Here is a 20,707-nt window from a genome sequence, read left to right on the forward strand (position 1 = left end):
TTTTTCTCATAAATAAAAGCTTTTTCTGAGAAAAGAATCATATATTTATATATCACGCAATCAAGATTATTTTTAAGGAATATCCCTGATTTAAAAATGGGGATTTGAAGAAAAGTGAAGTATTGTAAAATGAAGACGATTAGGATGAGTTGAAGGCTAAAAGAGGGGATAGGAGCGCGTTTTTCTATTTTACTTGGAGGGATATGATGATTCAAGGTTCTTGGAGAGCATTAATGTGGATTGGATTATCAGAATTGTGTGCTTTAAGCTTATGGTATAGTGCGTCAGTTATTGCACCAGATCTAATGGACATCTGGAATCTCAGCCCCAATTCAGAGGCCTGGCTTTCGGCTTCTGTGCCTATTGGTTTTGTAATAGGTGCATTATTTAGTGCTTACTTTGGGATTGCTGACCGTTTCAATGCTCGAAAGGTTTTTGCAATTTCTGCATTTCTAGGTGCAATATTAAATGCCTTAATAATTTTTACCGATTCTAGTTTTATCGGAATTCTACTAAGGATATTAACTGGAATAACACTCGCTGGTATATACCCAATCGCTGTCAAAATGTTATCAGAATGGTTTCCAAGAAAACGCGGATTGGCGATCGGAATCTTAATTGCCGCATTAACTTTAGGATCATCGTTACCCCATTTTATTGTAATATTCTTTTCTTCATTAAGTTGGAAATTCGTACTTATTTGTAGCTCAGTATTGGCTTTATTATCAGCCTTGGTTATTTTGTTTATTCTAGAAGATGCCCCAGTGAAAACCAAAAAATTGCCCTTCTCTTTAAAAGTATTAAAAAAGGTGATGAAGAATAAACCAGTAATGCTTGCGAACTACGGTTACTTCGGCCATATGTGGGAATTGTATGCGATGTGGACATGGCTTCCTGTATTTATGACTGCTAGTTTTTCAACCTATTCACCAGAAATTCCACATTGGGTCATTGGACTGTCATCTTTTATTTCGATTGGGATTGCAGGTGGTATTGGTTGTGTGATTGGTGGAATAATCTCAGATAAAATCGGAAGAGCAAATTTAACAATGATTTCAATGTTAATCAGTGCTAGTTGTTCGATCATAATCGGTTTTACATTTGGTCATTTTATATTGTTAACGTTATTAATTTCGATTGTTTGGGGGATATCCGTTATTTCTGATTCCGCTCAATTTTCTGCAGCTGTATCAGAAATAGCCGAAGAGGAGTATGTAGGAACAGCGCTTACTTTTCAAATGTGTATCGGTTTCTTAGTTACTATATTTTCGATAAATCTGATCCCTGTTATTCAGAGAATGATTGGTTGGGAATGGGCATTTATAATACTAGCGATAGGACCTATTCTCGGAACTATAACAATGTTTAAATATAAACGTTACGAATTCGGAAATGAGAGGGAATGATAGGGCACATTTCTTTATAAGAAATGTGTCTTTATTCGTTTAAGGACTCTTAAGTGGTATAAGATAAAGAACTACTGAGGTTTAAAAAAGAAGGAAGAATTAATAAATTATAGATCCCGCCAAAAAGAGACGAACATTGTAGTTATTACAGCATTCGTGTCTTTTTGGCTAATTTTTTTATCTCCTAAAACATAATTCGGGAGTTAATTGCTGAAAGTTAAAGTATATTCATTTAGCAACTTATCCAAGTTCTGACTTAATTTTATAGTGGTAGGATGATTTAGACCATTTTCAGTACCGGACTTTATCATTGCAGATCTAAGTGCTTCAACATTTTGTTGAGTTTTTATTTTATTTAAAACATTTGGCATTAGAAATCTCTCCTCATTTTTAATATTATTTATTAGATACATTAATTTACAAAAAACATATATTATGTAAATACACAATTAAGCGAAAAATTAAACCTTAAGTATGAAAAAATTTTCCAAATAAAAATTAGAAAGTAGATGTTAGGGGATACACATTATTTAAAAAGTGAAATCCTCTCATCACAAAACAAATTAACCATTGTAGAAGGTATGAGTGTTGCTTTTGCAAAGCCCGAACTATTTGATCTCTTAATTTATTTTTATACAAATGATGATTTGGAGCTTGAGAGAAGATTAGGTCGAGATATAGAGGAAAGAGGAATGGATACCAATTATTTAATGCAATCTCACAATGAACGACGAATACAGTACGAAGTGTTTATGCATCCATACAGTAAAAATTTCGACATTATTATTAAAAGTACTAAGGAAACTAGTATTGTTGAAGTAAATACGTTTGATTTTAATTTAAATGGTTCTTTAGAAAATTAAGATATTGAAGAAAAAACAGCCCAAATTGAGCTGTAATTTTGTACCCATTGATTGTTAAAATAAGCGTTGTTGATTACAAGGGGGAAAACCAGAAATATCCGCAATCATTGAAAATTCATACTGTTTCATTGCGAACTGTGTTTGATACAGGTATTCAACAACAAGTAACTTTCCGTTTGATACACCACAAAGTACCCCAGATGTCCCTTGACCATTTACGAAAGATATACCAATTGGTTGTCCTATTAAGTAACTAACCTTATGTTGCCATGGTGGCATTGTCATCAACCCTTTCTATGTACTTTATGCTTTTGAAAAAGTGGGTGTGCCTACTTCATAAATGTAAACTCCGCTGACCTTTCTTTATTTTTACAAGTACTTATTTATAGTTAAAGATAAAATCTAACCTATTCAACACTTTTTAACTTCCCCAAAATTATTTTACTCCGTTCGAACGAACTCAGATTTTTTACAGTCTAATAAATAAGGAGGTGGCACACGTTGGAAGACATACTCGAAAAAGCTGCGGCTGGGGACCAACAAGCAATCATGGAACTGATTGAACAAGACGAGGAAGTGCTTTACCCGATTGCCTATACATACTTGAAAAATGAGCAGGACGCACTTGACGCAATGCAAGAAATGACTTATAAGGCACTGAAAAAAATGCACACCATTAAACAGCCTGAATTTGCGCGTACTTGGCTCGTACGTGTTCTCATCAACTGCTGTAACGATATGCTGAAAAAACGGATCCAAACCGTGGAAATTGGTGAAATCAGACATAGTGAAGCCCCGGTTTATTCAGACATCAGTCGTCTTCTAAACTTACTTACGCTCACAGAACAACAGTTAGTTTACGCAAAATATTTCCAACAGCTGAAAAACAGTGAAATTGCCGAACTGCAAAACATTCCAGAAGGCACCGTTAAATCACGACTGCACGCCATTTTAAAAAAACTGCGTAAAGCCGCTGGACAAAAGGAGGATTGGCTATGATTGATATTCCAAAAGATAAGCTACGCCAAGGACGTATTGATGCATTGACGAAACTAAAAAAAGAACGGCGTCGAAAGAAGCAGTGGCAGGGAATCGCTACAGTGGCAATCATCTTCCTAAGTTTTTTGCTAACGGTCCGTGTCTCACCTACGATTGCCAGCTATGCCGCTAAAATCCCTGGCCTAAGTGTTATCGTCGAGCTTATACAGGAAAATGAAGGGATAAAAGATGCCATCGCCAATGAATACTACGAGGAGCTGGGCATCCTTGTCCAAGACAAGGATGTTACGATTACACTTCAAGGCGCAATTATCGATGAGTACGGTATTATGCTCATGTATGATTTTGATTACCCGTCGGAAAAAAGTGATCATCATAACTATTCCGTGAACATATACCAAGGCGACCAACTGCTTGAAAACAGCGTAACTTACGGGACGATGGACGACCTAAACGAGCCGGTTGCGCACAGTAATCATTTGCTTGAAATGACGCTCGACCAACCGCTTGATACGACAAACCCTAATTTCCGTATCGAATTTGAAATGAGGGATGGTGATAAACAAACGATCTCGATCCCATTCTCACTAGAAAAGCCGATTGCCAAAGCAAAAGTAGTAGAACCGAATACGAGCATTACAGCACAAGGTCAAAGCCTAGTAATCAATAAAATTATTCGGACACCACTACGCATCCATATCGAAGTAAAGCCAGATCCAACGAATACGATGCAAATCGTCGCACTCGATAACATTTCGCTTGAGCTTAAAAATGGTAGTAAACGTGAACTTATACGCAACGGTTTAGTTGGTAGTGGTTCGTTCAGAGAAGGTAAGTACACGTTTTACTTACAAAGCAACTACTTCTATGATTCAGATGAACTCATCGTCAGAATCGGAGAACTACAAGCTATTCCAACAGGTGAAGATTATATCGAAGTTGATTTCAAAACAAAGGAAGTACTTTTCAAACCAGACTTTATTGACTGGGATATTAAAGTTGTCGGCAACGATGTATATTTAAATGTACCAGTCAAAGACGACCACGACCGCCAACACTTGTTTCCTGCTGAAAAAGAGGATGGTAAATCACTTGAATCTGAAGGAAGCAGTTACTTTACGTCTGCCCACGAAGGCTTTAATTATAGAGAGTACTATGAGCCATACAATGGCAGAGCAAAACTTTGGATCAACTACATTGATAACCCGATAGCAACGGACGTTGAGCTCAAAATAGATTTGACTCAATAACGAAATATCGCAGTTTATTTAGTTAAAAGAAGCATCGATTTCTTCAGGAAACGATGCTTCTTTTACTGTCTGTTTTAGGAACTTTATTCCATTTATGTCGTTAAATTATTATAAATGAGGTGGTATTTTAAGAAATACTCTAATTTTATTTACTGTACAAGCAAAAGACTTACAATTAGGGGGTAGGCTATGTCTTTAACTTTACTCTTATTTATGGGCCTTATTGGCGTATTCTTTTTAACATTCCTTAAAACACCACTAATCAACTTATTTGGAGAAGATCATATTCTAATATTTAATTTGAAAAATGCTGGATGGTTTCAAATTTATTGGCTGGCTGGAATGTTTCTGTTTATTATGAATGGCATCCTATTTTTTTCAACTGCTCTTCTTATTTATGTGTTGAGTTATTTCTTAATTCCATATGTATATTTGTTTGTGATGGTACTCGCTGTAATTGGAAGTATCTTTTTATGGATAATAATTAACAAAGCTTGGCAAGGTACGAGGAGTAACTGTTTGAAAATGGCAGCAGTCGGGAGTAGTTTTTATTTGATACTGTCTCTTATTTTGATTTATATGTTAGTTACACTTGAGCCTTCCTATCCAGGTGATGATACACTTATGAGAGCAATTGGGATAGTGATGGGTATTGTGGTCACAACAGTTGCGTTTATTTTGTGTTTTATCTTTACAGGATTTTCGAATAAGAAGGAAATGAATGAGGCGCGATTCTAAACTAGAATCAGCGCTTATTTTTATATAGGGAACTAATGTGAAGGCCTAGAGATATTATCAGGATCTAAACAAATAGGCTGTATAGGGTTGATTTAGATATGGATAAATATGTTAATATGAATTGAGGTTTTATAAAGGAGGGTCTATGGGGATTTCATTGATTAAAGCAACTTTAGATGATGCAGCTAAGCTTCATGAGATTCAAGTGAAAGCATTTATGCCTTTACTTGAAAAATATCAGGACTACGATACTAACCCAGCTAATGAATCTTTAGAGAAAGTTATTACTCGATTCAAGCAACCATTCACAGATTATTATTTAATTGAATATCTAGAGGATACTATTGGTGGTATTAGAGTTGTAAAAATGAGTAATAAATCTTATCGTGTCAGCCCTATATTTATTTTGCCAGAGCATCAAGGAAAAGGAATTGCTCAAAAAGTCTTTGCAATAATAGAGGAAATATATCATGACGCAAGATTATGGGAGTTGGACACCATTATGCAAGAAGAAGGGCTTTGTTACCTCTATGAAAAGTTAGGTTATAAAAAAACGGGTAAATCCAAAATAATAAATGAGAAGATAACGATAGTTTTCTATGAAAAGTCTTAATACATTTAATTTTAAACTTTGGTATCAATAAAGGGGGTTATTGTATAAAGAAAATAACATTATCAAATGGAAAAATTGTTGAAGTTGAATGTTTAAGCTGTGCATTAACAAGTGGTTTGATAGAACCGGATGGCGGGGTTGTATTTGAAACGAAATATTTCCACGCTCATCAAGATGTAGCTTATCCAATCAAGGGGTTAATCATATTAGCTTCTAAAAGACATATCAAGTCTTTTGATGAATTAACTGAAGAGGAAAAATTAGATTATATTCAGGCTTTAACAAGAATAAGACAAGCTCAAAGAGAAGTATTAAATATCGAGAACGTTTATTACTTTTATAATGAAGATACTACTCACCATTTCCATACTTGGATGGTTCCAAGATATGAGTGGATGTATAAGTTTGGCCGCTCAGTCGAGTCCGTTAGACCGACGCTGCTTCACGCCCGCAACCATATGAATGATTCTAAAAATATAGAGGAAGTAATGACAGCAATCGACTTATTAAAAAAAGATTTAAATAATTGATCTTTGATAATCAATTGCTTTCTTGGATACATAAAAATCTGACGCGATTCAGAATTAGTTAAACTTATAAATACAAGGTGGTTAAAGTAATGAAAGGAACCGAAATCTTAAATATGTTTGGATTTGGAGTGGAAGAAGAGCCTGCAAGCATTTACCCATATTCGCCAGTATACCGAGTGAAATACGGTGAACAGGATGTTGTTGTAAAACGTACGCAAAAAAGAGCAGCAAGTGTAATGTCTTATACTAATATGCTAAAGGGTAAGGGGATAAATGTTGTAACGCCAGTAAAGTTGAAAATTGATAATCCGCAAAAATACGAAGATACAAATTTTGTAGTTTATCCATTTATAGAAGGTCAGAAATATTCAGGCAAAGACAATGAAATTTATGAAGCTGGTAAATTGTTAGGACAGATTCACAGCTATTCACCTGCTTCAAATGATTATAACCTTCTTGGCTACGATGTCTATGATTTTAATGAAGAAGAAGTTGAAGAGAGTATGGAGGCAATTATTCAACATGCAAAAAAAGCCGGATTAAAGATTGATCCAGCCCTAAAAATAAAGTTGCTGGAAAGTGTTGCAAATCAACAGGAGCTTTACCGTGCTAATTTACCACATGTTGCAACGCCTCATGATTTTAAAGCGAATAATTTAATATTAACCCCCGATCCATATTTAATTGATCCAGATAATGCGGCCTGGATACCAAAAATATTTGATCTGGCACTTGCATTACTTCTTTTTCATAATGAACATGAAGAAGCACCGGATCGGGTTTTTACAACAAATGAATGGAAATTATTCTTAACAGGATATAGGGAGTATATGGACATTTCCGATGAAGAAAAAAGATATTGGGAAAAGGCCAAACAGCATGTCTTTTTAGATGAAGGCATGTGGTTAATGGCTGAGTATGAGGAGGATTGGCAAAAACCTTCTCAGCAAGAGTTATTTAATAGCTTAATTCATTTCATGATAGATAGTGCTAACTATAGACTCTAAAGGAAACTTGGCAAAACTACCTAGCACTTCTTACCGTTAGGAGGTCGTCTGTAAAAAGCAAAGAAAAGTTTTTGAAAGGTTAAACAAATTAGAACACCTGATTATTCCTTGTTTTACATGTCTAGCTTCAATTCTTTAAACCAATTTAAATTTACTAGATGGTGAGACGAGAGTTTTCGTTCATGCTACGAAAAAAAACAGATTGATCAGGTAATTGTTTATTGTTAGCCAGGTATTCATCGAGAAGAAATCCTGGTTTCAATTTGATCAATTTGTAATTAAATAAATTCTTATAATTTATTTTTATCGAAATTTCTGCGAATTGTAAGTTTACATATTCAGATTTAGCTTCTTATTTGTCCATAATTTTTTGAATTCTTCTATTCCTAAAGATGTGATTTCTAAGGTATGAATATCACGATTATTGTTTGGCCGTATTTGATGTGTTTACCTCATATAAGAATTCGCGTCCTGCCATATTGGATTGCCCTAACATAAAAAAATATTAGCATTTTATTTTTACTCCTTTGCGATAGTCTAATTAGATTATCGTCAACAGTATAGGAATTTCACCTGCACAAAGCGACTAATTAAGGAAGTTACTACAGTTAAATATTATTAAATAAATAATATTATTAGGTCTAAGCATATAACCGTACTCATAGATTAAATAGTAGAGATAGTAATCAAGAATTACTATTCTTGTCAATAGTTCTGTTCATAATTGAAGGAGGTAACAGATGAGAATCACTAATGAACATCAAGGAGAAATTGTTCATGTTGATGCGGTCGTTATTGGGGCAGGCTTTTCAGGATTGTACATGCTCTACCGGTTAAGGGAGGCAGGGTTATCTACAAGAGTGTACGAGACGGGTGAAGGTGTTGGTGGTACATGGTACTGGAATCGATATCCGGGGGCACGTTGTGACTCAGAAAGTATCTGCTATAACTATACTTTCTCGGAGGAGCTTTATAAAGAATGGTCCTGGTCTTCACGATTCCCTGAGCAGCCTGAAATATTAAAGTACTTAAATTTCGTGGCGGATAAGTTTGACCTACGTCCTGATATTCAATTTAGGACTCGTGTTACCTCAGCAAGCTTTGATGAAGAAACTAATAGATGGAACATACAAACCGACCAAGGTGACCAAGTATCAGCTAAATACTTCATCACAGGTGTAGGTTGTATATCGACAGCTAACATACCAAATATTAAAGGAATGGATAACTATGAAGGTGAGCTGTATCATACTGGTCACTGGCCACATGAAAAGGTAGATTTCAAAGGGAAACGAGTCGGTGTGGTCGGAACTGGTTCAAGTGGCATTCAGTCGATTCCGGTTATTGCGAAAGAGGCAAAACATCTGACGGTTTTCCAACGTACACCGCAATATAGTGTTCCGGCAAAAAACCATCCTTATACGGAAGAGTTTCTGCAAAAATCAAAAGAAAACTATCATAGCATGAGAGAGCTAATGCGTAATTCCGTAGGGGGTATGGCATTTAAATATGGTGAAAATTCCGTATTAGATCATACGCCTGAACAACGCCGTGAAGTACTGGAAGCGGCATGGGAAAAGGGAGGATGGGCTGTTTTGTCCGCATATAATGACCTCCTTATAAATGAAGAAGGAAACTTGCTCGTTGCTGAATTTGTACGCTCGAAAATTCGTGAGATTGTTAAGGACACGGAAACAGCCGAAAAACTATTACCAGATCATTATTACGGTACAAAGCGAGCAATTATTGATACAGACTACTTTGAAACATACAACCGTGAAAATGTACTTTTAGTAGATGTAAAGAAAGCACCAATTGAAGAAATTACATCGAATGGTATTCGTACAGAAGAGGGTGAGTATGAATTAGATGTAATCGTGTTTGCTACTGGCTTTGATGGAATGACAGGGTCATTGTTTAAAATTGACATCAGAGGCCGTGATAATGTGGCATTAAAAGAAAAATGGGGGAATGGTGCCAAGACGAAAACATATCTTGGTTTAACGACAGCAGGATTTCCAAATCTATTTATGCTTACTGGTCCTGAAAGTCCTTCTGTATTAGGAAATATGCCAGCAGCTATTGAACAACATGTGGAGTGGGTAATGGATTGTATCGAATATCTTCAGAACAATGAGATAGAAGTATTAGAAGCAAAAGTAGAGTCAGAGGAAAAATGGAGTCAACATTGTAGAGAGCTGGCAGATTCAACACTTTATACGAAGACAGAATCTTGGTATACAGGTGCAAATATTGAAGGGAAGGCAAAAGGCTTCCAAATCTATGTAGGCGGATATAATGAATACCGTAAAATCTGCGATGATGTAGTACTTAATGGTTACGATGGATTTACTTTAGTTACTGGGAAAGCAAACAAAGTGATTTAAAACGGTATTTATAAATAAAATTGATTATTCTATTAGGAGGAATTATAAATATGGCACTTGATTCTCAAGCGAAGTTTCTTTTAGAACAAATGGGGGCAACGGGCGCACCGCCGATGAGTTCCCTTAGCCCAGAGGAAGCTAGGTTAACATCGGATTTCAGTGCATTAGCAGGAAATCCTGAAACTGTAGGCAAGGTGGAGAATCGTACAATTCCTGGGCCAGATGGTGAAATTCCTGTTCGTATTTATACACCTAAGGGGGAGGGACCTTTTCCAGCCCTCGTTTTTTACCACGGAGGTGGCTGGGTAATTGGAGATCTTGATACTGTCGATGTTCCATGCCGACTGTTAACCAATCGTGCGAACTGTGTTGTCGTATCTGTGGATTACCGATTAGCACCAGAGAATAAATTTCCAGCGGCTGCAGATGATGCATACGCTGCGGCAAAATGGGTAGTTGAAAATGGTCCATCCATTCAGGTAGACCCTAGCAGTGTAGCGGTTGGTGGCGATAGTGCGGGCGGCAATCTGGCAGCGGTCGTTGCTTTAATGGCCCGTGATAACAATGAATTTAAATTAGCGTACCAATTGTTAATCTATCCTGTTACAAACCATTCTTATGAAACAGTGTCTTATAGCGACAATGCAGATGGCTATCTGTTAACGAAAGATAGTATGGTCTGGTTTTGGAATCATTACTTACGTGATGCAGAGGACGGGAAAAATCCGTACGCTTCACCACTACTCGCAGCGGAATTAAGTAGCTTACCTCCTGCACTGGTCATAACAGCGGAATTTGATCCATTACGTGATGAGGGAGAGGCCTATGCTCAACGTCTGAAAGAAGCGGGAGTACAAGTAGAAACAACTCGCTATAATGGAATGATTCATGGATTTTTCTGGATGCCAGGTACTTTAGAACAAGGAATGCAAGCCGTTAACCAAGCGGCAGAAGCGTTAAAACGTGCATTCACAAAGGAAGAAAAAGTTTTATAAAAACTATAAGTTGGTGCTGGGCTCCTTGCGAGTCCAGCACTTATTTTACTTTTTCAGCTTAAAATATCATCCTTTTCATCTTTAAATATCAAAACGGACCTCCACATTATTGATAATCCGACACGATTCCTATTGTTTTTGCTTTTTTAAATAACAAATTAAAATCATTTGACAGTTTAATAATATTTATGATATTATTAAAAATTTGTTAAAAATCCATAAACGTGTTAAGGTTAAATAGGTTACCTTATGGTCGCCATACATGGAGGTGGGTTATTTGTTTCAAATTGGTGAAAACATTATATATCCAATGCACGGAACAGGTATAATTAAAGCCGTAGAAGAAAAGGAAATATCAGGTGAAAAACAACAGTGTTATGTCATAAAAATGTCGATCGGTAATGTGCAAATCACAATCCCGAAGGATAAAATATTGAGTTCAAGTATACGTCCTGTTACTGATATAATTGATTTGAAACACATCATTCACATTTTTCAGCATGGGGAATCTGATGAATTATTGCCGTGGAGACAAAGGTATAAAGTGAACACGGATAAAGTAAAAACGGGTAAAATACTAGAATGTGCTGAAGTAGTACGTGATTTAATGCGTATGAAAGAAGAAAAAGCACTAAATACAAGTGAAAAAGAAATGTTAAATAGCGCGCATCAATTTTTGATTAGTGAGCTGGGATTAATTAAAGGGATTACTGAAAATCAAATTAAAAGTTTCGGCTAAAGATAATTTAAGACTTCTAAAAGGGTGCGATTCTTATAAAGAATTGTGCCTTTTATAGTTGATGGATTTCATTAAGAGAATTATTGAATACTCGAAATAAGATTGCTTAAAGCCGATAATTTTTAACATACTAAAAGTAAGATTAAAAATTAAAGGTGTTGATGGATTGAAAAGAGCAGTGTTTTTAGATCGAGATGGCGTAATTAATGAAGTGCTGACTAAGCGGGTGAAATTTGTAAATGAACCGAAACAATTTTATTTCTTACCTGGAGCAGAAGAAGCCATCAAAAGTTTAAATGACTATTTTGATTATGTGTTTGTCGTAACGAATCAAGGCGGAATCGGTTTAGGTTATATGAAAGAAAAGCAGTTACAGAAAGTTCATGACCATATGGTTGCTCAACTGAAGAAAAAGGGAGCAACGATTCATGAAGTTGCCTATTGTCCGCATAAACCAAAGTCTGGGTGTGAATGCAGAAAGCCAAATAGCAAGATGATTTTAGATTTAGGTGAAAAATACAAAATAGATCTTGAGCAATCCTATATGGTTGGTGATACGGATACAGATATTCAGGCAGGTAAAAAAGCAGGGACAAAAACCGTTTATATTGGTGATAGTGATCCTTTAGCAGATGCAGTGTTACCCAATTTAAAAGAAGCAGCACAATGGATTATTCGCGATATAAATAATGATTAGAAATATAACCCACAAAGGAGTACCTTTGTGGGTTATATTTTAATGTCGTTTCTCTTTGTAGCAGTTGAAGTAGCCATTTTTCAACCGCTAACAATTAATCATAAATCTGAACATAAAGTCCATTTTCCTCAGACCATTCCGCATAATATATTTTCTTAATATCCTCATAGCCTTCTTCTTTTAATTGATGAATGATCCATTTCTTATCTTTCCCGATTTGTGCCAAAATTCTTTCTTCAATCTGCCCTTCATCGATAATCAAGTGAGTTAACACATCACCTGTTTCTTCCTCGGGTGACTCCTTTTTCAATACGCTAATTTGTCCACCAGGCTCCAGAAGAGCATATTTTACTTCACTAATTGAAAAAACTCCTTGCATCCGCAGCAAGGAACGTAGTTGTTCGGATTCCATTTTATTTTTCGCTAATTCTTTAATATCCAATCTCCCATTATTTACGAGAAAAGATGGTTCTCCTTTAATAATCGGACGCAGCCTTTCAAATTTCCTGACCAGAAAATCGGTTAAAAGATAGAGAGCGGTCCATAATCCAATCGTATAAAGGACATGCCATATATTCACTTTTTCATCGTATACTCCTTCTTCCAGTGTTCCACCGAGAATAACGATAAACACAAAATCGAATGGGGTGACTTCACTAAGTTCTTTTTTTCCGATAAAGCGGATAACAACCATAAGTGCGATAAACCCTGCAATAATTTTAATAGTAATAGCTGTAATCATTTATTTCACTCTCCTATTAACCTTTGAATACCCTGAAGCCTACCAATTTAAGCTGGTCATAAATCACTAGGATTCACTGTTTTAAAAGGGATGAAGGAGTATTAATGAGATTAATAGAAATGATTAGTAGGGGTTTAATAGCAAGATTTGTAACAAAGATATTCACTCGAAACATTGAGGAGGGAAAAAATGCGAATATACCCTGATTGTCCTGTTATTACAAAAACAATTGAGGTAGGAGGGCTGTCGAAAGACGACCTTATTCAAAAACTGCAACAATCGTCTATTTCACTGAACCAATATGGTGAGAAATTATTATTTGATGATCGGTTTACTACTACCGAAACAACATATAGCGTGGAAATAGTTGAACTATCTGTTAGGGACCTTGGTTTTCCGAATGGCGCAACATTACCTGAAATCTTTAAACAAGCGAACGAACTTGGCTTACAGTTATGTCCACCTGAGCTAGGACCTTACTTAAGACTGGAATATGTAGACCAAGCTGAGGGGGATTCAGGTAATCTTTCACAAAAAAATGAGGCACCTTCTGGATCTGTCACAATCGCATCAGAATTAATAAGTGATGAAGAGAGTTTTCCAAAAGGATTTTATGTTAGAAAAGTTGATGGCGTATTATGGCTGCGCGGATATGTAGCTGACAACTTGCATGTGTGGAATCCTGATAACCGGTTTATCTTTAAATCCAACAAAGATAATTAAATCGAAGCAGGTAAAATAGGAAACGAGGTCAGTGAAATTAAAATTAGTAAAATTTGATCGGAAAAAGGAAAAGAAGTTTGATATTGATTTTCTGAATGCGGACGTTGCCAAAAAAGTTTCCGCTTTTCATAGAAGCTTCCCGCAATATAAACCTACACCTTTAGCTGTATTGGACAATTTGTCAAAGGAATGGAATGTCAGTAAGATTTTCGTGAAAGATGAATCTTACCGTTTCGGTTTAAATGCATTTAAAGCTTTAGGAGGTTCGTATGCAATCGGACAGTATCTTGCGGAAAGATTAAATATTCATCCGGCTGAGCTTACATATGACATGCTTGTTTCCTCAGAAGTAAGAGAAGCATTAGGAGAAATTACGTTTATCACAGCTACAGACGGCAATCACGGTAGGGGAGTCGCATGGACGGCAAATCAGCTGAAGCAAAAATCGGTTGTCTATATGCCCAAAGGTTCATCAGTGGAAAGATTAAACCATATAAAATCTGAAGGTGCGGATGCTTCCATTACGGAGCTGAATTATGACGATACCGTTCGCTTAGCGGCTGAAGATGCAGAGGGAAATCATTGGGTGCTCGTGCAAGATACGGCATGGGAACACTATGAAGAAATCCCTAAGAAAATAATGCAGGGGTATATTACGATGGTGTCGGAAGCTTATGAACAGCTGAAAGAGTTGGACGAAAAGCCGACGCATGTATTCATTCAGGCTGGTGTTGGTTCAATGGCAGCTACCGTTCAAGGTTTCTTTGCCAATGTTTACGGGGAGGACCGCCCGATTACCGTTATTGTGGAACCGGATAAAGCGGACTGTATTTTCCAAACGGCCAAAGCAAATGATGGGAAGCTGCATTACGTCAAAGGTGATTTGGATACGATCATGGCCGGTCTAGCATGCGGCGAACCAAGCACATTAGGATGGCAAATTTTAAATGACTATGCCGATGCGTTCCTTTCATGTCCAGATAAGATTGCGGCGCAGGGTATGAGAATATTAGCAGCCCCATTAAAAGGCGACCCTCAAGTTATTTCAGGTGAGTCGGGTGCTGTTGGGATAGGTGCAGTTAATGAAATACTAAAAAGCAGCGAATACGTGGATTTAAAGAAACAGTTAAGGATTAATCCGGATTCGAAAATTTTGTTCTTCAGTACAGAAGGAGATACGGACGCGGCGCATTTTAAGAAAGTAGTCTGGGATGGTGCATACTCAATTTAAAGGAAATGGTTTGCGTTTCGTATTTTTATTCTGGAATGTGAACCTTTTATGTAGGTGTTTTCGTGTTTAGTAACGAATAACTAAATCGAGGTGGTTCATCTGCTGAAGGAAAAATCAGAAATAGTAGCACATCATCAAAGCTTCATAACTTTTATACATAGTTTGAAATCTATAGATGAAAATTTATTAAGAAAACCGATTGGGGAAGGGAAATGGTCCATTATAGAAATAGTTGGACACTTTTACCCTTGGGATGAATTTGTGTTACAGCAAAGAATTCCATATCTATTTTCAGACGAACACTTTCCGAAAGCTCCGGGTATCGATGAGCTAAATAACCAATCTTCTTTACAATCCAGAACAGAAGATGTAGAAAATACATTGGAAAAATGTATTCACATACGGCAAGAATTATTAAGTCAGATAAAGCAAATTCCTGAAGATGACTGGTTGGTTCCAATACAGATTAACCACTCTAGGTTAACGTTTTACGAGTACTTAAAAGGCTTAATGGAACATGATCTACATCATATAAATCAAATGAATTCTACTATCTAAATCAGACTAGCTTAATAAATTAATATTACATTGTTTCGTGGTATTCAAATTGGAAGAACTGTTGATGATGAAATTGATAATTGCTTTTTTAGCGTTGGTCGGCGGTTCGGCCGTTGCGATACAAAGTCAAATCAATGCCTTATTTAGTAAGAAAGTAGGCGTACTGGAAAGCGCCACCGTTTCTTTCATGGTAGGCGCGCTTGCATTGTTCTTTTTAGCATTCTTTTTCGGAAAGGGTAATTTTTTAAATGTATTTACTGTTCCCAAATGGCAATTAATTGGAGGATTATTAGGCGCATTCTTTATTGTCATAAATATCTATTCTGTAAATTTAATCGGAGTAGCTGCAACCTTTATGGCGGTTATCATTGGTCAGATTTTTGTCGGAGCGATTATTGACCATTTTGGCCTTTTTGGTGGGGTTACCTATCCAATGAATTTGGCTAAATTCATTGCCCTTGCGTTAATGTTTGCCGGGATTTATTTGTTTAATAAAGCATAGTTGAGATAAATAGTTTTTAACCCAAAAGACGCTTTCCTAATAAGAAACCGTCTTTTTTCATGAAAAGAATTAAAATTGAAAGGTAGAAAAAATAATTTTAAAATTTCAAAGCCAAATGTCCTTCTCGTATGTCTAATAAATGTAAAACGAAAATGAAGGGAGGAATTGCGATGAATATTAAACGCTTAGTAAAAAAAGCTCAAAAAGGAAATGACAAAGCATATTTAGAGCTTTTCCAACAATATGAAGCTGATATTTATCGAATGGCCTATGTCTATGTAAAAAATAAAAATGATGCTTTGGATGTTGTACAAGAAGTAGCGTATCAGTCATTCAAAAATATTAGCACTTTAAATAAACCGGAATATTTCAAGACATGGCTTATGAAAATTACGATCAATTGTGCCTTGAACGTAATAAATAAAAATAAAAAAGTAGTTCAACTAATACCTCAGTTTGAAGTACATACAGGAGAAGGAGTTGAAGATATTGCAATGTCTTTATCCTTACGGGAACTAATGGATATTTTGCAGGAAGATGAGAAAAGCGTGATTTTACTAAAGTATTATAATGACCGTACGTTAAAGGAAATATCAGAAATTCTTGAAATCCCGCTTGGAACAGCAAAATCCACCTTATATCGTGCTCTGAATAAACTTCGTCAAAATTTAAAGGAGGTAGAGAACTATGGGGAATCATTTTAAACAGGATATAGAGAATATCGAAATCCCGTTTCAGCTTCATGAAAGAAGTAAGAAAGGGATTCAGGAAGCTAAATCAGAAATGGGCGGAAAAGTGAAACGTTTTGTAAAAAAGCGTATAGCGATTACAATCATGGCTGCCTGTTTAATGGTTCCAACAGGAGCATTTGCTTATCAGTCGTTACTTGCAGATGATTTATACGGATCGTTTGATAATGTAAAAAAACATATAGCAAATATTACAATTAAAAGCTATTTATTGTTTGATGCAAAATTGTCCCAGGCAAAAGGTGACTTGGGAAAAGAACAATTCGAACAGTTTAAAGAAATCCTCTATGTCATTACAGATGCAAAACTGGAATTTGGCGATAAAAACGGAAATATCGATTATTCTAATGTGTCTGAAGAAAAACTGGCGGAAATTAAAGCGGCCATTTATGAAATCCAACCTTACTTTGATAAATTAAACAATCAACCATCCAGTAAAGAGATTTTAACAGCGGAAGAATATGAGCAATATATTCAGGCGTTATTAACCTTTGAAACTGTTATGGCAAAATTAGGTGTTTCATCACCGCCCGCAATTGAGATGGTTCCTGAAGGTGCACAAGAAGAATTTCTAAAGGCCCGTGCCGTTTTGGATTATGTGAATGAAAAACAAATGGGGAATTAATGGCGAAATCAGCTTGGAATATTCAAGCTGATTTCGTTTTTTATTTAAATAGACATCTGTATTCACAAACTGATAGAATAATTAGAAATAAATTACAGGTGGAATGAAATTGAAAAAAAGACTAGGTTGTCTACACGCCCATTATACAAATATTGAATACATAGAAAATGCACTTGCTCCATATAACATCGATTTAGTCCATTTTGTTGATCCAGGTTTAATGGATCGATTAACTTCAGATCAGAATTTCCATGAAGCAGATGCGCAGCTAAAAGTAAAAGAACAGATAGAATGGATTGCCCAATCGAATATTGATGCAATTTTAATTACTTGTACAAACTATATTGCCATTTTACAGGAAGATCAACTTTCCATATCAGTGCCAATTATTAAATTGGATGAATCATTCTTTGATTTCATCTGTAATATTCAGCAACCCCAGACTGTACTTTTTACAAATCCGGCAACCGTTGAAGGGACAATTGAACGACTTAAACTCTATGCAGCTACTAAAAAAAAATCGATAAACATCGAGGTTATTATTCTAAACAATACGTTTGATTTAATCATGAAAGGACGTAAAAAAGAATACAATCAGGAAGTAGCAAGGATGTTAGAAAAACTTGTTGATGATGATAAAATAATTTCCGTTGCTCAATTATCAATGGCGGATGCAGCACAGCTTGTTGAAGCAAAGACAGGCAGATCTATCCCGAATCCTTTAAAAACATTCGTAACTTCTATTGTTAATGAATTAGATTTATAAGAAAAATTTCATTAAAAACCACTATACGTGCGCGATCCTAAATTAGGATCAGCGCTATTTTATTAGTGTAAAAGTATCTGTGAATTTTATCTTAAAACTTTGGTAGGTTAGTAGCGAAAAAATATTAATAACTATGAATGAGGAGGAGCCCTTAGAGATTCAAATGGAAAGGGAAAATTTTGAAACTTTAGCGTTTGTTAACTCGTATAAATTAATAAGACTGGAGGCGGATGCATGAGTAAAGGTAAATTATTCATAAGCTTTATCTTAATTACTTTTGGTGCATTATATATATTTGGTTTTACATCTGTTCTTAATGTAATTGTCGATGGTAACTATCAACTCGAAGAACAAAATATTATTGAAAAAAATGGTGAACATTATTTGTTACTTGACGGTTATGAATTATCGTTATCGAGGGATTTCTATATGAAGATAGAGTTAGATAAAACTAATGAATACAAAATTAAGTATACTTATAACAGATTAAATAATAAAAATGGAGAGATCGTTATGCTTAAAAAATATGGTGAACAGCCATGGGGCAAATGACAACCTGTAGTTAACTTCCCATAGTTAGTTCTGTCATGTTTAATTTTAGGTTGACAAGGGGGATATGAGTACAGCTTTCAGTAGCTGTTTTACCGTTAATTCTAAGTAGGATTAATTTCATTATTGGCAGCTTAATCATAGGGAAAGAGCGAGGTAAAGTTTCAGAAACAAGTGGGAAAAATATACAAAGAATAGGGTTTATCACACTTCTAATCATTTACTGAGCGTGATTTTACTGAAGAGTTAACAATCGCTTGTTTCTTTGGTAGGCAGGTAACTGGAAACATTACGGTTGGAAAAATAGTGGAAAGTTTAAGATGGTTGAGGGAGGCGGTTTCATGATAAAGAAATTTGACATTCGAAATACAAAAAATGCGGAAAAACTCTTAAAGATACAAATACCATCTTATAAAGTAGAAGCCGAAGTCATCGATTATGAGGATATCCCGCCATTGAAAGATACAGTAAATACTCTACAACAATGCGGAGAAACTTTCTTTGGCTACTATATAAAAGAAGAACTTTGTGCGGCCATATCGGTGAAAGTTAGTGATCATGAAGTTGATATACATAGATTAATCGTTCATCCGGACCATTTCCGAAAAGGAATCGCACAGAAACTGTTAACTTTTATTGAAGGTCAGTTCGATATAAAGACAATCATAGTCGCAACTGGGTCTAAAAATACCCCAGCGATTACTCTATATAAGAAAAATGGTTTTCAGGTTACGAAAGAAGTCCAAGTAAATGAACATTTATCCTTAACCTATTTTGAGAAAAAATTTTTATCAGATTGAAGTTTGCAATAAGAGGAGTGAAAATAATTAAACACAAAAGGATGCTTTTTTACTGCTCATCATTTTTATATTGTCATTTTTTATTCGATTATATAATTACGAAGCATTCCAGGAAACTAAGTGGCGCGATGCCTTATTCTTTTCGTTCTGGATGACAATTGGCCTGTTGATTCTTTATATCATTCAAATTACTGTGGAAAAGTATAGTAGAAAATAAGCGGAAAAGCAAAATATTATTTACTTTGAACCTAGGGAATTGGTCGCGTTAAATATGGAAAACGGAACTTTTGATCCGAATAAAATAAAGGTTTCTGTTTTGCAAAATGAAAACAAAATAGAATTAGAATATTTTATAGTGAATCAAACCTTTAATTTACCTACAGAAAAAGGAAAGTATATACTCGTTGTCGACATTGAAACAGACAAAGGTAATGCTCAATTTGTTGGGAATATAGTTGTTCAGTAAATTAATTGTACGATGCCTCACAGAAATTCATTGTAAAGGAATAGCGGAGCAAAAATTGATAAGTTTTTTAAGGAGAGTTTCGATGCCGATTATTATCCACAAGCAGTTTGTAAATGCACCTATACAAGTATGTTTTGACCTTGCCAGAAACGTCGACATTCATATAAAGACGACTGCGAAAACGAACGAAAAGGCTGTTGGTGGGGTAACAAATGGCTTATTAAATGCAGGTGACTCCGTTACTTGGGAAGCTACTCACTTCGGAATTAAACAAAAACTGACGGCAAAGGTTATACATATGCAACAACCAACTATATTTGTGGACATAATGGTGAAAGGCGTATTTAAATCATTTACCCATACTCATAAATTTGTAGAAGAAAAAGACTGCACTTTAATGATCGATATATTTGAATATAAGTCGCCATTTGGTCCATTAGGAAGTATCGCTGACAAATTGTTTTTGTACAGATATATGGAAAGTTTCATTAAAAAACGATCAGCAGAATTGAAGAAGCTTGCAGAAAATAATTAATGAATTATTAGGAGGGTATAAATGGCAGTCTCTCAAATTATGATCATAATGTTAGTTTATGGGGGTCTTTTTTTATATACCGCAAGATTCGGTTCTTCACATAACAAAATCATATTTTACGGTCACTATATTTTCTTAATTGTTTTATATTGTCTCATATCTATTGCTATTTGGTTCATCTATAAAGGGAATGAAGTACATATTAATTACCATAGCGGTTATGAACCAATTAGTTTG

The 20,707-nt window shown here is 35.5% G+C and carries 25 protein-coding genes and 1 pseudogene; 23 read left to right on the forward strand and 3 right to left on the reverse strand.

All coding sequences use genetic code 11. The features are described 5' to 3' along the window. The first annotated feature begins 206 nt into the window (after positions 1-206). Complete coding sequence (locus tag ACQKN3_RS03295; RefSeq protein ID WP_427709349.1) at positions 207-1,406, forward strand: MFS transporter; 1,200 nt, start codon at positions 207-209, stop codon at positions 1,404-1,406. A 203-nt stretch (positions 1,407-1,609) separates the two neighbouring features. Here ACQKN3_RS03295 and ACQKN3_RS03300 read toward each other — a convergent pair whose 3' ends face one another. Continuing rightward, positions 1,610-1,777 carry an aspartyl-phosphate phosphatase Spo0E family protein gene (locus ACQKN3_RS03300; protein ID WP_251687323.1) on the reverse strand — a complete coding sequence of 56 codons (168 nt, stop codon included), beginning with the start codon at positions 1,775-1,777 and terminating at the stop codon, positions 1,610-1,612. A gap of 147 nt (positions 1,778-1,924) precedes the next feature. Here ACQKN3_RS03300 and ACQKN3_RS03305 point away from each other — a divergent pair. Beyond that, positions 1,925-2,269: pseudogene (locus tag ACQKN3_RS03305) on the forward strand (phosphoribulokinase); the annotation flags it as partial. A 54-nt stretch (positions 2,270-2,323) separates the two neighbouring features. Here ACQKN3_RS03305 and ACQKN3_RS03310 read toward each other — a convergent pair. Next, on the reverse strand, positions 2,324-2,554 hold the full coding sequence (locus ACQKN3_RS03310; protein ID WP_251687326.1) for a hypothetical protein: 231 nt from the start codon (positions 2,552-2,554) through the stop codon (positions 2,324-2,326). Positions 2,555-2,770: 216 nt separating this feature from the next. On the opposite strand from ACQKN3_RS03310, the gene ACQKN3_RS03315 reads away from it, so the two are divergent. From ACQKN3_RS03315 to ACQKN3_RS03360, 10 genes are all read left to right on the forward strand, one after another. Beyond that, positions 2,771-3,268 (forward strand): sigma-70 family RNA polymerase sigma factor, encoded by a 498-nt coding sequence (locus ACQKN3_RS03315; protein ID WP_427709351.1) that lies wholly within the window; start codon positions 2,771-2,773, stop codon positions 3,266-3,268. Then, on the forward strand, positions 3,265-4,518 hold the full coding sequence (locus ACQKN3_RS03320) for a DUF4179 domain-containing protein (RefSeq protein ID WP_427709353.1): 1,254 nt from the start codon (positions 3,265-3,267) through the stop codon (positions 4,516-4,518). Before ACQKN3_RS03315 ends, ACQKN3_RS03320 begins: the two co-directional genes overlap by 4 nt. Before the next feature lie 189 nt (positions 4,519-4,707). Further along, on the forward strand, positions 4,708-5,256 hold the full coding sequence (locus tag ACQKN3_RS03325; RefSeq protein WP_427709355.1) for a hypothetical protein: 549 nt from the start codon (positions 4,708-4,710) through the stop codon (positions 5,254-5,256). A 145-nt stretch (positions 5,257-5,401) separates the two neighbouring features. Continuing rightward, positions 5,402-5,869, forward strand: a complete 468-nt coding sequence (locus ACQKN3_RS03330; protein ID WP_427709357.1) for a GNAT family N-acetyltransferase — start codon at positions 5,402-5,404, stop codon at positions 5,867-5,869. 44 nt (positions 5,870-5,913) lie between these two features. Beyond that, positions 5,914-6,399 (forward strand): HIT family protein, encoded by a 486-nt coding sequence (locus tag ACQKN3_RS03335; protein ID WP_427711574.1) that lies wholly within the window; start codon positions 5,914-5,916, stop codon positions 6,397-6,399. An 89-nt stretch (positions 6,400-6,488) separates the two neighbouring features. Further along, positions 6,489-7,406, forward strand: a complete 918-nt coding sequence (locus tag ACQKN3_RS03340) for a phosphotransferase (protein ID WP_427709359.1) — start codon at positions 6,489-6,491, stop codon at positions 7,404-7,406. Positions 7,407-8,146: 740 nt separating this feature from the next. Continuing rightward, positions 8,147-9,793, forward strand: a complete 1,647-nt coding sequence (locus tag ACQKN3_RS03345) for a flavin-containing monooxygenase (RefSeq protein WP_427709361.1) — start codon at positions 8,147-8,149, stop codon at positions 9,791-9,793. A 50-nt stretch (positions 9,794-9,843) separates the two neighbouring features. Continuing rightward, a complete protein-coding gene (locus tag ACQKN3_RS03350) occupies positions 9,844-10,788 on the forward strand; it encodes an alpha/beta hydrolase (RefSeq protein WP_427709363.1) in 945 nt (314 codons plus the stop codon). A 262-nt stretch (positions 10,789-11,050) separates the two neighbouring features. Further along, positions 11,051-11,527 carry a CarD family transcriptional regulator gene (locus ACQKN3_RS03355; protein WP_251687338.1) on the forward strand — a complete coding sequence of 159 codons (477 nt, stop codon included), beginning with the start codon at positions 11,051-11,053 and terminating at the stop codon, positions 11,525-11,527. 166 nt (positions 11,528-11,693) lie between these two features. Further along, positions 11,694-12,224 (forward strand): D-glycero-alpha-D-manno-heptose-1,7-bisphosphate 7-phosphatase, encoded by a 531-nt coding sequence (locus tag ACQKN3_RS03360; RefSeq protein ID WP_251687340.1) that lies wholly within the window; start codon positions 11,694-11,696, stop codon positions 12,222-12,224. Positions 12,225-12,318: 94 nt separating this feature from the next. Here ACQKN3_RS03360 and ACQKN3_RS03365 read toward each other — a convergent pair whose 3' ends face one another. Next, positions 12,319-12,966 (reverse strand): DUF421 domain-containing protein, encoded by a 648-nt coding sequence (locus ACQKN3_RS03365; protein ID WP_427709365.1) that lies wholly within the window; start codon positions 12,964-12,966, stop codon positions 12,319-12,321. Between the two features lie 189 nt (positions 12,967-13,155). Between ACQKN3_RS03365 and ACQKN3_RS03370 the strand changes: the two genes are divergently transcribed. From ACQKN3_RS03370 to ACQKN3_RS03420, 11 genes are all read left to right on the forward strand, one after another. Next, the gene (locus ACQKN3_RS03370) at positions 13,156-13,689 is read left to right on the forward strand and encodes a helicase (RefSeq protein WP_427709367.1); all 534 of its coding nucleotides are present in this window, start codon (positions 13,156-13,158) and stop codon (positions 13,687-13,689) included. 31 nt (positions 13,690-13,720) lie between these two features. Then, positions 13,721-14,920 (forward strand): diaminopropionate ammonia-lyase, encoded by a 1,200-nt coding sequence (dpaL, locus tag ACQKN3_RS03375; protein WP_427709369.1) that lies wholly within the window; start codon positions 13,721-13,723, stop codon positions 14,918-14,920. Positions 14,921-15,010: 90 nt separating this feature from the next. Next, the gene (locus tag ACQKN3_RS03380; protein ID WP_427709371.1) at positions 15,011-15,478 is read left to right on the forward strand and encodes a DinB family protein; all 468 of its coding nucleotides are present in this window, start codon (positions 15,011-15,013) and stop codon (positions 15,476-15,478) included. 67 nt (positions 15,479-15,545) lie between these two features. Continuing rightward, the gene (locus ACQKN3_RS03385) at positions 15,546-15,980 is read left to right on the forward strand and encodes a DMT family transporter (protein ID WP_251690002.1); all 435 of its coding nucleotides are present in this window, start codon (positions 15,546-15,548) and stop codon (positions 15,978-15,980) included. 170 nt (positions 15,981-16,150) lie between these two features. After that, complete coding sequence (locus ACQKN3_RS03390) at positions 16,151-16,684, forward strand: sigma-70 family RNA polymerase sigma factor (RefSeq protein ID WP_251687350.1); 534 nt, start codon at positions 16,151-16,153, stop codon at positions 16,682-16,684. After that, a complete protein-coding gene (locus tag ACQKN3_RS03395; RefSeq protein ID WP_251687352.1) occupies positions 16,668-17,354 on the forward strand; it encodes a DUF3600 domain-containing protein in 687 nt (228 codons plus the stop codon). The genes ACQKN3_RS03390 and ACQKN3_RS03395 overlap by 17 nt, the downstream gene beginning before the upstream one ends. A gap of 103 nt (positions 17,355-17,457) precedes the next feature. Further along, positions 17,458-18,120 (forward strand): hypothetical protein, encoded by a 663-nt coding sequence (locus ACQKN3_RS03400; RefSeq protein ID WP_427709374.1) that lies wholly within the window; start codon positions 17,458-17,460, stop codon positions 18,118-18,120. Between the two features lie 234 nt (positions 18,121-18,354). Continuing rightward, positions 18,355-18,672 carry a hypothetical protein gene (locus ACQKN3_RS03405; protein ID WP_427709376.1) on the forward strand — a complete coding sequence of 106 codons (318 nt, stop codon included), beginning with the start codon at positions 18,355-18,357 and terminating at the stop codon, positions 18,670-18,672. 338 nt (positions 18,673-19,010) lie between these two features. Next, on the forward strand, positions 19,011-19,469 hold the full coding sequence (locus tag ACQKN3_RS03410) for a GNAT family N-acetyltransferase (RefSeq protein ID WP_427709378.1): 459 nt from the start codon (positions 19,011-19,013) through the stop codon (positions 19,467-19,469). Between the two features lie 271 nt (positions 19,470-19,740). Further along, positions 19,741-19,935: a hypothetical protein gene (locus ACQKN3_RS03415; RefSeq protein ID WP_427709380.1), complete on the forward strand. Its 195-nt coding sequence runs from the start codon at positions 19,741-19,743 to the stop codon at positions 19,933-19,935. 82 nt (positions 19,936-20,017) lie between these two features. Next, complete coding sequence (locus tag ACQKN3_RS03420) at positions 20,018-20,470, forward strand: SRPBCC family protein (RefSeq protein WP_427709382.1); 453 nt, start codon at positions 20,018-20,020, stop codon at positions 20,468-20,470. Positions 20,471-20,707: the final 237 nt, after the last annotated feature.

Origin of the sequence: Solibacillus sp. NPDC093137, from assembly GCF_050280445.1 — a bacterium.
In the GTDB taxonomy this organism is placed as follows: Bacteria; Bacillota; Bacilli; order Bacillales_A; family Planococcaceae; genus Solibacillus; species Solibacillus isronensis_B.